The 12,798-nt window shown below is 34.7% G+C and carries 14 protein-coding genes; 9 read left to right on the top strand and 5 right to left on the bottom strand.

All coding sequences use genetic code 11. The features are described 5' to 3' along the window. The coding region (locus AEQU1_RS13935; RefSeq protein WP_181566785.1) for a hypothetical protein at nucleotides 1–324 on the top strand (324 nt) is incomplete at its 5' end. Continuing rightward, nucleotides 324–4,022: a hypothetical protein gene (locus tag AEQU1_RS13930; RefSeq protein ID WP_111882052.1), complete on the top strand. Its 3,699-nt coding sequence runs from the start codon at nucleotides 324–326 to the stop codon at nucleotides 4,020–4,022. The genes AEQU1_RS13935 and AEQU1_RS13930, both read left to right, overlap by 1 nt. Before the next feature lie 177 nt (nucleotides 4,023–4,199). Here AEQU1_RS13930 and AEQU1_RS13925 read toward each other — a convergent pair whose 3' ends face one another. After that, nucleotides 4,200–4,949, bottom strand: coding sequence for a hypothetical protein (locus AEQU1_RS13925; protein WP_111882051.1), 750 nt, complete (start codon nucleotides 4,947–4,949; stop codon nucleotides 4,200–4,202). A 209-nt stretch (nucleotides 4,950–5,158) separates the two neighbouring features. Between AEQU1_RS13925 and AEQU1_RS13920 the strand changes: the two genes are divergently transcribed. Next, nucleotides 5,159–5,347, top strand: coding sequence for a hypothetical protein (locus AEQU1_RS13920; protein ID WP_111882049.1), 189 nt, complete (start codon nucleotides 5,159–5,161; stop codon nucleotides 5,345–5,347). Between the two features lie 169 nt (nucleotides 5,348–5,516). Here the strand turns inward: AEQU1_RS13920 and AEQU1_RS13915 are convergent, their stop codons facing one another. Next, on the bottom strand, nucleotides 5,517–5,969 hold the full coding sequence (locus tag AEQU1_RS13915; RefSeq protein WP_111882048.1) for a phage tail protein: 453 nt from the start codon (nucleotides 5,967–5,969) through the stop codon (nucleotides 5,517–5,519). 9 nt (nucleotides 5,970–5,978) lie between these two features. Then, nucleotides 5,979–6,431, bottom strand: a complete 453-nt coding sequence (locus AEQU1_RS13910; protein ID WP_111882046.1) for a phage tail protein — start codon at nucleotides 6,429–6,431, stop codon at nucleotides 5,979–5,981. Nucleotides 6,432–6,744: 313 nt separating this feature from the next. Between AEQU1_RS13910 and AEQU1_RS13905 the strand changes: the two genes are divergently transcribed. From AEQU1_RS13905 to AEQU1_RS13890, 4 genes are read left to right on the top strand one after another with little or no spacing between them, the layout of a single operon-like run. Further along, complete coding sequence (locus tag AEQU1_RS13905; protein ID WP_111882077.1) at nucleotides 6,745–6,909, top strand: Lacal_2735 family protein; 165 nt, start codon at nucleotides 6,745–6,747, stop codon at nucleotides 6,907–6,909. Between the two features lie 14 nt (nucleotides 6,910–6,923). Next, nucleotides 6,924–7,334 carry a DUF2452 domain-containing protein gene (locus tag AEQU1_RS13900; RefSeq protein ID WP_111882044.1) on the top strand — a complete coding sequence of 137 codons (411 nt, stop codon included), beginning with the start codon at nucleotides 6,924–6,926 and terminating at the stop codon, nucleotides 7,332–7,334. Beyond that, on the top strand, nucleotides 7,331–7,615 hold the full coding sequence (locus AEQU1_RS13895) for a TIGR03643 family protein (protein WP_111882042.1): 285 nt from the start codon (nucleotides 7,331–7,333) through the stop codon (nucleotides 7,613–7,615). The genes AEQU1_RS13900 and AEQU1_RS13895 overlap by 4 nt, the downstream gene beginning before the upstream one ends. Before the next feature lie 20 nt (nucleotides 7,616–7,635). Next, nucleotides 7,636–8,262 carry a flavin reductase family protein gene (locus AEQU1_RS13890; RefSeq protein ID WP_111882041.1) on the top strand — a complete coding sequence of 209 codons (627 nt, stop codon included), beginning with the start codon at nucleotides 7,636–7,638 and terminating at the stop codon, nucleotides 8,260–8,262. A gap of 98 nt (nucleotides 8,263–8,360) precedes the next feature. Here the strand turns inward: AEQU1_RS13890 and AEQU1_RS13885 are convergent, their stop codons facing one another. After that, nucleotides 8,361–8,873, bottom strand: a complete 513-nt coding sequence (locus AEQU1_RS13885; RefSeq protein WP_220092319.1) for a YceI family protein — start codon at nucleotides 8,871–8,873, stop codon at nucleotides 8,361–8,363. 235 nt (nucleotides 8,874–9,108) lie between these two features. Then, complete coding sequence (locus tag AEQU1_RS13880; protein ID WP_111882037.1) at nucleotides 9,109–9,495, bottom strand: hypothetical protein; 387 nt, start codon at nucleotides 9,493–9,495, stop codon at nucleotides 9,109–9,111. A 244-nt stretch (nucleotides 9,496–9,739) separates the two neighbouring features. Between AEQU1_RS13880 and AEQU1_RS13875 the strand changes: the two genes are divergently transcribed. Then, nucleotides 9,740–10,498 carry a patatin-like phospholipase family protein gene (locus AEQU1_RS13875; protein ID WP_111882035.1) on the top strand — a complete coding sequence of 253 codons (759 nt, stop codon included), beginning with the start codon at nucleotides 9,740–9,742 and terminating at the stop codon, nucleotides 10,496–10,498. A 147-nt stretch (nucleotides 10,499–10,645) separates the two neighbouring features. Further along, nucleotides 10,646–12,553 carry an acetate--CoA ligase gene (acs, locus tag AEQU1_RS13870; RefSeq protein WP_111882034.1) on the top strand — a complete coding sequence of 636 codons (1,908 nt, stop codon included), beginning with the start codon at nucleotides 10,646–10,648 and terminating at the stop codon, nucleotides 12,551–12,553. The last annotated feature ends 245 nt before the right edge of the window (nucleotides 12,554–12,798 follow it).

The following is a 12,798-nucleotide window of genomic DNA, read 5'->3' as shown; positions in this document are numbered from 1 at the left end:
ATATTAAAAGTATTTGATAAAGATCCGATTTATAATTATTCCAATTTAATAAAATATCAAAATCAAGAATATTTTATTGGTGTTTTTCCTCAAGTCGAATTAGATGAATATAAAAATAGTGTTTTTCATTTAGATACTATTAAGTGGGAATTAAACCCTGTTACGGTTTATGATCAAAATATAGATGGAAACTTTAAAACATTAAAAAAGGGAAAGAACTCATTTATTACCGGAGATGTAGGGGGAAATATTTCAGGTTTTTTAAATGACTTTAAAATTGTAACTGTTAAAAATGAATACAGATTAATTAAAAAAGACAACTAATGCCAGCACCACAGTTTTATCCAGCACTTAATACCCTTATACGACCAGAGACATTACCTGAGCCGTTAATAACTGCTTTTGAAGCTGTTACAAACAAGCTATTTTACAAAACATATTATGTTGAAAAAAGTGTTTATGGCGACACTGCTTATCATCATCTCGTTCTACTTATAAATGCGCAAGTTGGCCTCAATCTTTTTGGAGGTGAAGATGGTTTTCAATTATTATTAAATCCAGGAACTGCTTCAGGTACAACAGAAATTCCAATTTCAATTTATTATAACCTTCCAATATTAAAATACATTCGAAAAGTAAAACTGGAGAACTTGAGTTCTGTAGAAGACTATTTTCTTCTTTTATTGGATATGTTTAACATAACCAAAGAAGAGCTGTTTTTTGAGTCTGTTGAAATATTTTTGAATGGTTATGAATATCCTATTCAGGAATTTGTAAATCAATTTAATCAAAATCCTGCTTATGATAGTTACCCACCACTAACATATCCTACATCCGGAGATTATTATACTGACGTTATAGATTTAATTGAACAATTAAACAATAGAAATCTAGATAGTATAATCTACATTTTGAACAACTATATAAACCAAAACAGCTTGCCAGAAGGTTTTGACGACCTAAATATTCTTTTTAATAGATGGGTAGGAGATTTTAATCTTGATACAATTGTTAATCTATTTATTCCAAAATTTTCAGCTTCTGTTGATGTAATTGAAGTTGCTTTAGCATTTCCAAGAACATGGTTAAAACCTGTTGATACTGAGGGCAATGTTATAGAAGATGACACGGTTAAATCAAGGCTTACCTATGCAGTGGGAAGCTTGACCTATCATTCTGAAAAAGGATTAGAGTTCTTAAACCCAGATAGTTTTGATTTAACCCCTTCCCAAATAGGAGATACAGGTTTACTTATAGATATAGATACTCTTAAATTTGATTTTAGAACGGATAAGAACATCCCCGAAGCTGATGCTGATGGTCGTCCGAATTCTTTCCAAGGAATTTTTGCCGAATTAGTATCAATTACATTGCCTAAAAAATGGTTTGACAATGTTGACAATACAACCCTGCAAATTGCAGGAAGAAATTTACTGATCGGTACTGGTGGTATCTCTGGCATTATAGCTTTGGAAACGGTTGGCGGATTGCCCAATAATGGTCAATCTGAGTTAAACGTAGATATTGGCAGTTGGAAAATTGGATTCAGTTATTTCAACTTGAATTTTCATCAAAATGTAATAACTGAATCGAATATTGCGGGTAGTCTAACAATTCCAAAATTCAAAAAGGATGGTGGTGAAGCTAAAATAGATTTGCTCGGCCATATAAATGAAGAAGGTGATTTTAATCTAACTGCATCCCTAAATAATGGATTGGTAGTTACATTATTCGACTTTTTGACAATTAATATTTTAACCGTTGAAATGGGTAGAGAAGATGATCATTTTTATTTAGGAACCTCGTGCCAGATTTCTTTTGAAAATAATGCCACGATGGATAAAATCCTAAATGGGCAGAAGATCGAGATTCCACAACTTAGAATATATGATAATGGAAGTATTGAAATAGTTGGAGGTAATTCTTTCATTCCAACTAATATTTCTCTGGATTTGGGTCCTGTCGAAATAGCCGTAACAGGCATTCACTTCGGTTCTACACAACTTGAGTTTGACGGAGATATGCGCAAATATAATTATTGGGGTTTCGATGGTGCGATGAGCCTTGATCCTTTGGGTATTGATGCCAGGGGTGAAGGAATAAAATATTATTATACAGTTGATAATGATGAATTAGATGAAAATGATGAGCCCAAGTATACAGATAGCGATAGTTTTCTACACATTCAAACCATTGAAGTCGATTTAATAATTCCAGGAAGTGCTAGTCCAGAAAGTGCCGTAGCAATAATCCATGGTATGCTTTCATTGCCTGATCCCGGAGAAACACCTGAATATATAGGTGAAATATCGCTTAAATTACCAAAAGCTAAAATAGCTGGTGGTGCAGCGATGAAGATGCAACCTAGGTATCCGGCCTTTGTTATTGATGCCTTTATAGATCTTCCGGCACCTATTCCAATCGGTCCTTTGGGAATATATGGATTTAGGGGTCTCCTTGGCTTTAGGTATGTTGCGGAAAAAGAGGCAATAGGACTTGTTTCGGGTGAAGATACATGGTACGAATATTACACATATCCGCCAAAGGGAATCCATGTTTCCAAATTCAGTGGTCCAGAAAGAACAGAGGATTATGATTTCCCATTCTCTATTGGCGCGGGTGCAGTACTTGGGACTAGTTTTGATAGTGGTACCCTAATTTCATTAAGGGTAATGATTTTACTTTCGCTGCCAACTCTATTTATGGTAGAGGGCAGGGCGAGTATTTTAAGTGCCCGATTAGGTTTGGATGATTCTGGAGAGCCACCATTTTTCGCGTTTATCGCCTGGGGGGACAACTCCATTGAATCAGGAATGGGCGCGGATTTCCAAATTCCGAAAAGTGGATTGTTGATTGATCTTTATGCCGAAGTACAATCCGGATTTTTCTTTGATTATCCCTCTGCTTGGTATGTAAATTTCGGAACTAGGGAGGTTCCTATAACTGCAAGGGTATTGACCATTATAACCGCTCAATCTTATCTTATGCTTTCAGCACAGGGGATTGAGGCTGGTGCAAGGGTAGATTTTGAACTCAAGAAACAATTTGGCCCAGCGAAAGTACATCTTGCTGCTTATGTGGAAGTTGGAGGATATATTAGTTTTGAAAGACCACAGATTGGAGGTTACATCGCTGCAGGAGGTATTATTGATATTGATATTTGGATAGTTGCCGTAAGTTTGTCATTGGACGCAATCTTCTCTGCAGAAGCTCCAAAACCTTTTCTTATATACGCCGAACTTAATCTACGGGTGTGCGTAAAAATACTTTTTGCAAAAGTTTGTAAGAGCTTCACTGTAAAATTGAAATGGGAAAAAGAAAAATCTGTCGATAGAACCGCAATCCCCCCTCTTCCCAAGGGAACCAATGGTATTGACAGGACAGATGAATTGGTAAAAGGTATTCATATGCTTACAAATGAATCCTTTGATTTACATTATTCCGAAAACATCCCAAACGCAAATCAAATAGATAAAATAATTCCGTTAGACACCTATATTGAATTTAAGGTTGAAAAAGGTCTTGTTCCGAGTTCAGTTTCAGATAAAATCGGGGGATACACATTTCCTCCTGAAAAACATGTGGATTTAATTCCACCTCAAAAGGTTATTCGCGGTGGTAGGGAAGTAAGACAGGTAAAGCATAAATATTCCATTGAAGATATCGAAGTGAAAGCTTGGAACGGAAGCAATTGGGTTGATTACCACCCCTTTGAAGCTGTGGTTCCCGCTAGTGAGCGGCCAAACGTATCACACCTACGTATTGGGTATTGGCAAATAAAAGAAAAACAATATGATACCATTAGGCTTTTGGCCACTACCCCATTTACTTATATGGAAGCCGGTGAGCCAGGATGGAGTATCCCAGAAATTTATGGTATTACACCATCCACATTATTTTGTTCCGAAGAAATCAAAACCGTGGATTGCTCTAATGTACTGAACAAAGCGTTAGGAACAAAATACTATCCTCCTACTCAATTTATTGGACATTTTATAAATGGCGCTTATTATGCGTTCTAATCGTTGATTCAATATTTCAAAAGGATTTTCCATAGCGGTAGGATTTTTATTTTTTAAAGCGACCTATTAAAAATACGAATAACCAAAACAACTATAGCTCTTTAATTATATGCAAAAGAAAAAGCCCTATGATGAATAACCATAGGACTCTTTCAGCTTCAAAGGTCAGAATGAAACTTATACCAATTCAACGATATTTAAAACATTATAAGCACCGTTTTTTAAAACATATTGAACACCATTGATTTCTTGAAAAAACTCAATCAAAAGAACGAAAATGTCATTTCCAGTACCTGATGGAACTCCAGCAGGAACTAAAGTTTGTGACGCACTTGTAGTATCAATTGGAAGATTAATTACCGGGCTGTATTCAATTGCACTCTCAGTTGTTTCAAAATCCAAGTTTAAGAATGCAGAAGAAAAACTAACGTGGGTAGCGCCACCTGGATATGAAATATCATTAGATGGAGTCAAATTCGGAATTGCAATCTCACCCGATGTAGTATTAACACTATAAGGAGCAAACAGAACAGCACTCAGAATGGCTCTTTTGTTGAAATCAAAGCCTTTTAAAGTAGCGATGCCTTCAGGAGTAGCCAATCCCATAGCCACATTTCTTTTCCCTCTTATAGAGGTTGTATCGAAGTTTTTAATTTGAGTCATAACTTGCGTAACTCTACTTGAAACACGATTGTCCTTCGCTCTAATCATTAAATTTCTAACCGAAGTCCTTAACAACTTCCCAGAGGATGCAGAACTTCCAAATTCACTTCCATTTTCGCGAGTACGCTCAAATGCAGGATCATTTTTAATACGCTCTTTAGAAACACCTCCTTTAGTTTTTACTAAATAGCCTTCTTGTGCCTTGTAAAAAGTTAGATTGTCCAATGTTCCTTCTAACTTAATAATACCTTTTAACTTTGCCATAACAATTACAATTTTTAATGATGAATAACAAATATACGGGCTACTGATAATCAACCAATTAAATCACTTCCGAAGTGTTTATAATTTGCCAAAACTTCCGAAATAGATAGTTTTTTCAACGTAATAAAAGTTGTATATTGTAAATAAGAGCTCTATAGCAACGGTATAGATAAAGTATAGTTAGTGTATTAATATTAAATTTAAAGTAAATGAACCGCATCTGTGTATATCCTAAAGACGTGCAATTAGTAACTGGAAAAAGCGAGCGTTATGGTAGGATGATAATCAAGAAGATTAAAGAAAACCTAAACAAAGAAGCTCATCAGTTAGTTACAATTGATGAATTTTGCACTTTTATGGGTTTAGAAATCAGCAAAGTAAAGGGATTAATCAAGTAAATTCCTTATCTTTACAACAAGGTTTTAAAGGTGACCTATTCGGTTACCTCAGAATGATACAGGACTGAAATACTAATAAATAAAGGCATTAAGAGATAGGTTCGCTTACCTCTTTCTCCGCTAAAAGCCCCGTTATCGTAATGATAACGGGGCTTTGTTATTTAAAAAATTATGATTCTTTTCTAAAAAGACGGTACTTAAGTTCAAGGGCTGCAATAGCCAATTCGTTTGATGTACTATTTAATAAAGAAAGCTCCCAAGATACTGGATATGCTTTTACAATATTCCAAGAAGCAAGAACACCTCCATCTGCTCCTAATAAGGATAACCGAACATCCTTTGGATCAAATTCAAAATTTTCTATAGCATTTTTACACCACATGTCGAGATTGGAATTCTGAATTAAAGACCGTTTTAAAATAAGATTTGAATATGTGGGTATGTTAGGTAATTCCTGAACAAAGCTGTTATCTCCACCTGCTGTTCTCTGTTTTGTGCCTAAATCTATTTTAAGACCGGACACTTCTTGAAAACTGCTGTCCATCTCTGGGCTTCCTCTAAAATTAACACTGAAGTAAAACGCTGTGGGCGGCATAAACCCTTCTTGGAAAAAATCTGACATCGGTATTTTTTAACTGTTTGCAATAGTTAAGCCTTCGTGGGCAATCTCTATACTTTCAATAGCCACTTCGCTCCCTTCAGCATTCAGGTCTGTCGACGTTATTTCTACTGGCCAGGCATTACTTAGTGTCCATGTCATAGTAGGGTTTCCGCCTTCGTCCAATAGCTTAATTATTACATGCTGACGTTCGATGGTATTCGTTTTGATTTTCATAAACCAATCCCAAAAAGCGTTATCCTTTACAAAGATCCCTTTACGTAATTTTACATTACTTTTCTTTACAATACCCGGCATACTAATTTCTGAAAAAACAGGACTATTTCCATGCCTGTATTCTATAATTTGTGCTTCTACATCTAGCCCACTTACTTCCTGAAAAGGAATATTTTTTGTATCGCCCCAGTCTACCACAAAATAAAACTTAGGTAATGGCCAATTTTGATCTTGTGTTTCTCCTGCCATAAGCTAATTGTTAATTAAAATAAGTTTTAAATATTTATAAAAAAGTTGTTCGGAAAATATTCAGTAAACCACAATTGCAAACTATGTAGCATATTTTCAACACTATCGAAAAGTAATTATAAATTCAGAAATAAACTATAAATAACTAATCTTTATAGCATTACATATTTAGGGCCTATAATTAAGATTTAGAAGTCACCATAAAGAATAGATTCTTTTATTAGAAAATTTTGTTTAAACAACTTCTCTTTAAGTTAAACATTTTGTATCTTCACCCACAGAGAAATTGGTTAATCAATTCTATAAAAAAGTTATGTTTGGAATTTTTAAAAATAAATCAGAAAAAGAAAAATTGCAGGAAAAATATCAAAAACTACAGAAAGAATCCTTTAAACTTTCTACCATAAATAGAAAACTGAGTGATCAAAAAGCTTTTGAAGCTGAAGAGGTTATGAAACAACTTGAAAAGTTGAACTGAAGCCAAAACAGATAATGATTGACAAAAAAAAACCAGATAACGTAGTTTTCAACACCGAAACCCAGCGCTATGACGCTGCACTAAAGCCCTATGCAACATCTGTGGGAGCTCCCGTAATCACAACTACGGACACCACTACTTGGAAAAACAGAAGCATCAATAAAATTAACCATAAAATAAATGCCAAATATTTAGAGCTTAAGGCTGAATATGAAAAAATGATTAGTGAATTTGAGTACAACACCCTCATTTTCAATTCAGAATTTAGTTTTGAGCCCGTAATTGGCGAAATATACCATCTTTATCAGAGGGAAAAAGGTACTCGTTTTCTTTCTCTTATTGCTCCCGAGCAGTGCAATTTTAAACATAGTGGCAGCTTCTATCTAAATGTGGATCAAACTTGGGAAAAAGTAAATGAGGCATGATTGATAAACATTTAACCGAAAGACAATTGGACCGAATTATAGAAATGGCCTGGGAAGATCGCACGCCATTTGAAGCTATTGAATTTCAATTTGGATTTCCCGAGAAAGAGGTAATTAAAATAATGCGGGGCAACCTAAAGGAAAGTAGTTTTAAACTGTGGCGAAAACGGGTGAACAGTGGTGTAAGTCAAAAACATCTCAAAAAAAGAAGTTCTGAAATTAACCGTTTTAAATGCTCGCGGCAGAAAGCAATCTCAGGAAATAAAATTAGTAAAAGATAATTTATACTATCCTACAAAAAATGCATTACTGCAAAAACGACATCGAAAATTTAGACCGAATTACCCGATTGAAAATCATCAACTCGGTTACGGGTATAAAACCTGCAAATCTAATTGGAAGCATTGATGGTAGCGGTAGAACCAACGTAGCTATTTTCAGCAGTGTGGTGCATTTAGGTAGCAATCCACCACTTTTAGGTTTTATTTCGCGTCCACGAACTGAAGATGTGGGCCACACTTATAGCAATATAATAGAGAATGAAGTTTACACTATAAATCACATTCATCCCGAATTTGTGAAAAAGGCACATTACACCTCTGGCAAATTTGATATAGCCATTTCTGAATTTAAAAGATGTGGGCTTACGGAAGAATATATTAAAGACTTTAAAGCACCATTTGTAAAAGAAAGCAACTTTAAGATGGGACTTCGGTTTCGGGAAAAAATAGAGATCCCAATCAACGGAACTGTTATGATTATAGGCGAAATAGAAGATTTGATTATACCAAAAACAGCCTTTACGGATGATGATATAGATTTAGAAGCATCAAACGCAATAGGCATTTCTGGATTAAATAGTTACTACTCGCTCACTAAATTGGATCGTTATCCCTATGTTCGGATTAAAGATGTGCCTGACTTTTAGTTCTATGAATTGTTATCTCGATATTTAAAAAAAAAATAAATCAGTTTTTTAAAAGTCAATAGAATAATTTTCTATCTATAAAATGCGAATTGGTAGTATCATGGTTTATTAACAGGGAGTTTGATATTCACACTTACATCCGGCCAAAGTTTAGATATTCCATCAGCACCTTTATGAAGATCATAACAAACCTTATTAAGAGAGTTAATTGCTTCTTCGCCCTTCCAATCCGTCAGATTAATAATTGCGTCAATAAAAATGGTATCGGTTTTAAGCGTATAGCTAAAAGGAATTTCATTAGTTATATTGTTCATCTCTAATGCTAATAATCCTTTATTTTGATCAGCTTTTAAAATTTCGCCTCTAATAGTATCTGTATGGAATATTTTGAAAAAGGATTCTTTTAATTTTGGATCTCTTATATCGTTACCAGAGTTTACCGACATTGTATTTATCGACACTTTGGATTCAAGCAAAATATTTTCTACAGAACCAGTTTTCGTTTTAGGAGCTAGTATAAAATTGTCAAACTTTCCCTTCACGCCCACTTTCTCAGTAAATTTATAAGCTGTCCAATTTATAATAGTTCCAGAAGTATCTATTGAATACATAGATTCTGTTTCAGTAGATTCTATATTTGTATTAGTATTCAAAGATTTTTTCTCAGAATTATTACACGAGAGGATCGTAAAAAATAGTAGTAGGTAGATAGAATTTTTCATATTTATAGTTACCCTAGAGATTTTAATTACTTTTTAGAAACAGTTTTTAATTTTTCATCCTTAATTGATTTCTTAGTATAGAAAACCCTTTTTTAGAAAAACTATGGCTTCCTATTTTTAAAAATTACATATACTTAGAAAGAAATTGAAAGAAGTCTTTCTTAAGATTTGCATAGATCTGTCTTTGAGTTTCCATTCTATTTCTAAACTCAAGATGAGTTTTAACATGATCCCTATCAAGCGAATTTTCGCCTTTTGCATCAAGAGAGCTCATATTTGTTTCATGGACATTGATATCGTGTTGCAATTTATCTATAACCTCTCCATGGCGAATAAATGAATTTTGGAAATGTTCTAGTTGTGCTAGCACATCTTTGTCTGTCCAGCGATTCACTAATTCTTCTAAGCGATTATTAAAAGATTTTAATTCGTCTTCCCAAAAGTCAAGTTCACTTCTCCATTGTTTGTGTTCAAAATGTAAATCTGAGTTGAAAATAAGTTGTTTTGCCATGATATTAAGGTATTAGTTATTGTAAATCAAAACTATTATAAATATTACTCTCATAAAATGACGTAGGTCATATCTATTTATTATTTATACGTTAATTTCCAATCAGTTAAAATTCGATAACTATATATATTAGAAAAAATAATAACAAAATTTGCAATTACAGAATATTGAAGCTAAAATGATTTATGTCATAGCTTCAAACTTTACCCTTTAATATATTTACTGTCTAAATAGCATATAATATATGAAAATCGGATTGGTACTTTCAGGGGGAGGAGCAAGAGGAGCAGCCCACATTGGTGCTATAAGAGCATTAGAAGAAAAAGGTATCTTTGCCACCCATATTTCTGGCACCAGTTCAGGGGCTATTGTGGGAGCATTATACGCTAATGATGTGCCATATATGGAAATATTGAACTTTTTTAAAACCATTCCTATATTTCGTCCCAATAGATACGCATTCAATAAACCTGGATTCATTGATAGTGAAAATTTTTATGGTGATCTTAAAGCATATTTTCCCGACGATGATTTTGCAGTCCTAAAGAAATCACTCTACATTACAGCTACAGACATAATAAAAGGTACCCTAAAAATTTTCAGTAAGGGGCAATTAATCAAACCTATAATTGCATCTGCTTCTTTTCCCGGCCTTTTTACACCTACGCAAATTAATGGTTCCTATTATGTTGATGGAGGTACACTTAACAATTTTCCCGTTGAACCATTAGTAGCTAAATGTGATAAAATAATTGGTGTTTATGTAAATCCATTAGAAAAAATGAGCATACAGGATCTAAAGCATTCTTATACTGTTGTGGAAAGAGCTTATAAGATTAAAGTAGCTGGAGAATCATTAAATAAGTTTTCTTCATGCGATCTAATTATTTATCCAGAAGAACTTATTAATTATGGAATTTTTGATATGAAAAATATAGACGCTATTTATCAGTTAGGATATTTAACAACTAAAAAACTATTGGAAAATTTTAAAATTAGTTGATTTTAAATAATCAGAAACGTATTTTAAATACTTGATTTAAAAACACCTCATAAAAATTCCTGTTTTAGTTTAAAGAATCGTGATATTTAAATATATTTCTGAAAGAAAAGATATCTTTTCAAGAGTACTCCCAAAATCCTTTAAAAAATGAGCAATTACCACATTAAAAATTTAGAAGAATATTTTCAAGTTTATAGAAAATCAGTACGCGATCCAGAAAATTTTTGGGAAGAAATTGCAGAAGAAAATTTTATGTGGCGCAAACGCTGGGACAAAGTGCTGGATTATGACCTCTCAAAACCCGAAGTTTCTTGGTATAAAGGTGCAAAGCTAAACATTACTGAAAACTGCATAGACAGACATCTTTACACACGTGGCGACAAAACTGCTATAATTTTTGAACCTAATGACCCTTCCGAAGAGGCAGAAAATATAAGTTACAAACAACTTCACGAACGCGTTTGTAGGTTTGCCAATGTGTTGAAAAATCATGGTGTAATAAAAGGAGATAGAGTATGTATCTATTTACCAATGATTCCTGAACTGGCAGTTTCATTACTGGCTTGTGCAAGAATTGGCGCTATACATTCAGTAGTTTTTGCCGGATTCTCTTCCACTGCGCTTTCCACACGCATAAATGATTCAGATTGCAAAATGGTCATTACAAGTGATGGTTCCTACCGTGGCAGTAAAACTATAGATTTAAAAGGTATAGTTGACGAAGCCCTAGAATCGTGCCCCAGTGTAAAAACTGTTTTGGTCGCCAAACGCATCCACACTGAAATACCAATGAAGCCAAACCGAGACAAATGGTTACAACCATTATTGGACGAAGCTTATCATGACTGCGATCCTGTAATTGTAGATGCTGAAGATCCTTTGTTTATTCTATACACTTCTGGCTCTACTGGAAAGCCTAAGGGCATGGTTCATACCACTGCTGGCTATATGGTTTATACGGCCTATACTTTTAAAAACGTTTTCCAGTACCGCGAAAACGATGTTTTTTGGTGTACAGCAGATATTGGATGGATTACTGGCCATAGCTATATAGTGTACGGTCCGTTGGCAAATGGCGCAACAACTGTTATGTTTGAGGGGGTTCCCTCATACCCAGATTTTGGACGTTTTTGGCAAGTAATTGAAAAGCACAAAGTAAATCAATTTTACACAGCACCCACTGCCATTCGTGCTTTGGCGAAGGAACGTTTAGATTTTTCGGAGAATTACGATCTTTCTTCCCTCAAAATTTTAGGAAGTGTAGGCGAACCTATAAATGAAGAGGCTTGGCACTGGTACAATGACAATATTGGGAAAAGAAACTGTCCTATTGTAGATACTTGGTGGCAGACTGAAACGGGTGGTATTATGATTTCGCCAATACCCTACTCCACACCAACCATTCCCACTTATGCAACTTTGCCGTTGCCAGGAATACAACCTGCATTGATGGGCGAGGATGGTGAAGAACTAAAAGGAAACTTAGTGAGTGGCCGATTGTGTATTAAATTTCCATGGCCTGCTATGGCACGTACTATTTGGGGAAACCACGAACGCTATCGTGACACCTACTTTTCGGCTTATGATAATAAATATTTTACGGGGGATGGAGCATTGCGAGACAGCACAGGTTTTTACCGAATTACAGGCCGTGTAGATGATGTAATTATTGTTTCTGGACACAATTTGGGCACCGCACCTATTGAAGATGCCATAAACGAACACCCTGCAGTGGCGGAAAGTGCCATTGTGGGCTTCCCGCACGATGTGAAAGGGAATGCGCTTTACGGTTTTGTGATATTGAAGGAAATTGGAGAAACCCGTCTGCACGAAAACCTGCGAAAAGAGATAAACCAAATAATCACAGAGCATATTGGTCCAATTGCAAAATTGGACAAAATCCAGTTTACCACGGGCCTGCCCAAAACCCGAAGCGGAAAAATTATGCGCCGTATTCTTAGAAAGATTGCTGAGAAAGACACCAATAATATGGGCGATATCTCTACACTGCTAAATCCAGAGGTGGTGCAGGAGATTATAGATAGCGCTATTTAAAGAAAATTATTTTTTTGGTGTCAGCATACTGTTTGAGTTTTATATAGGAACTTTCTGTATAATTATAATAGTTATGCAATATTCAAGAAAATGAAATTAGGAGGAATCTTATTTGTCGGAATGCTGTTTTTAACAGATTCAAGCTCAAGATTTTGAAAGATTGGTTGGGGACAAAATTTAACTTGTAGGAAAAAGGATTGTTTTCTTACATTTGCTGATTGATGAAAAAGAAAAGCTCTATACAG

This window comes from Aequorivita sp. CIP111184, from assembly GCF_900489465.1.
In the GTDB taxonomy this organism is placed as follows: Bacteria; Bacteroidota; Bacteroidia; order Flavobacteriales; family Flavobacteriaceae; genus Aequorivita.
The sequence above is the reverse complement of the archived record's forward strand: the minus strand, read 5'-3'. Positions and strand labels throughout refer to the sequence as shown.

What these genes read in the sequence shown, in the direction of transcription:
- AEQU1_RS13885 (WP_220092319.1), bottom strand. Translation starts at nt 8,873, where the DNA reads ATGTATTCAATAGATACTTCTGGAACTATTATAAATTGGACAGCTTAT.
- AEQU1_RS13890 (WP_111882041.1), top strand. Translation starts at nt 7,636, where the DNA reads ATGCATTACTGCAAAAACGACATCGAAAATTTAGACCGAATTACCCGA.
- AEQU1_RS13925 (WP_111882051.1), bottom strand. Translation starts at nt 4,949, where the DNA reads ATGGCAAAGTTAAAAGGTATTATTAAGTTAGAAGGAACATTGGACAAT.
- AEQU1_RS13895 (WP_111882042.1), top strand. Translation starts at nt 7,331, where the DNA reads ATGATTGATAAACATTTAACCGAAAGACAATTGGACCGAATTATAGAA.
- acs (WP_111882034.1), top strand. Translation starts at nt 10,646, where the DNA reads ATGAGCAATTACCACATTAAAAATTTAGAAGAATATTTTCAAGTTTAT.
- AEQU1_RS13905 (WP_111882077.1), top strand. Translation starts at nt 6,745, where the DNA reads ATGTTTGGAATTTTTAAAAATAAATCAGAAAAAGAAAAATTGCAGGAA.
- AEQU1_RS13880 (WP_111882037.1), bottom strand. Translation starts at nt 9,495, where the DNA reads ATGGCAAAACAACTTATTTTCAACTCAGATTTACATTTTGAACACAAA.
- AEQU1_RS13930 (WP_111882052.1), top strand. Translation starts at nt 324, where the DNA reads ATGCCAGCACCACAGTTTTATCCAGCACTTAATACCCTTATACGACCA.
- AEQU1_RS13915 (WP_111882048.1), bottom strand. Translation starts at nt 5,969, where the DNA reads ATGTCAGATTTTTTCCAAGAAGGGTTTATGCCGCCCACAGCGTTTTAC.
- AEQU1_RS13920 (WP_111882049.1), top strand. Translation starts at nt 5,159, where the DNA reads ATGAACCGCATCTGTGTATATCCTAAAGACGTGCAATTAGTAACTGGA.
- AEQU1_RS13875 (WP_111882035.1), top strand. Translation starts at nt 9,740, where the DNA reads ATGAAAATCGGATTGGTACTTTCAGGGGGAGGAGCAAGAGGAGCAGCC.
- AEQU1_RS13910 (WP_111882046.1), bottom strand. Translation starts at nt 6,431, where the DNA reads ATGGCAGGAGAAACACAAGATCAAAATTGGCCATTACCTAAGTTTTAT.
- AEQU1_RS13900 (WP_111882044.1), top strand. Translation starts at nt 6,924, where the DNA reads ATGATTGACAAAAAAAAACCAGATAACGTAGTTTTCAACACCGAAACC.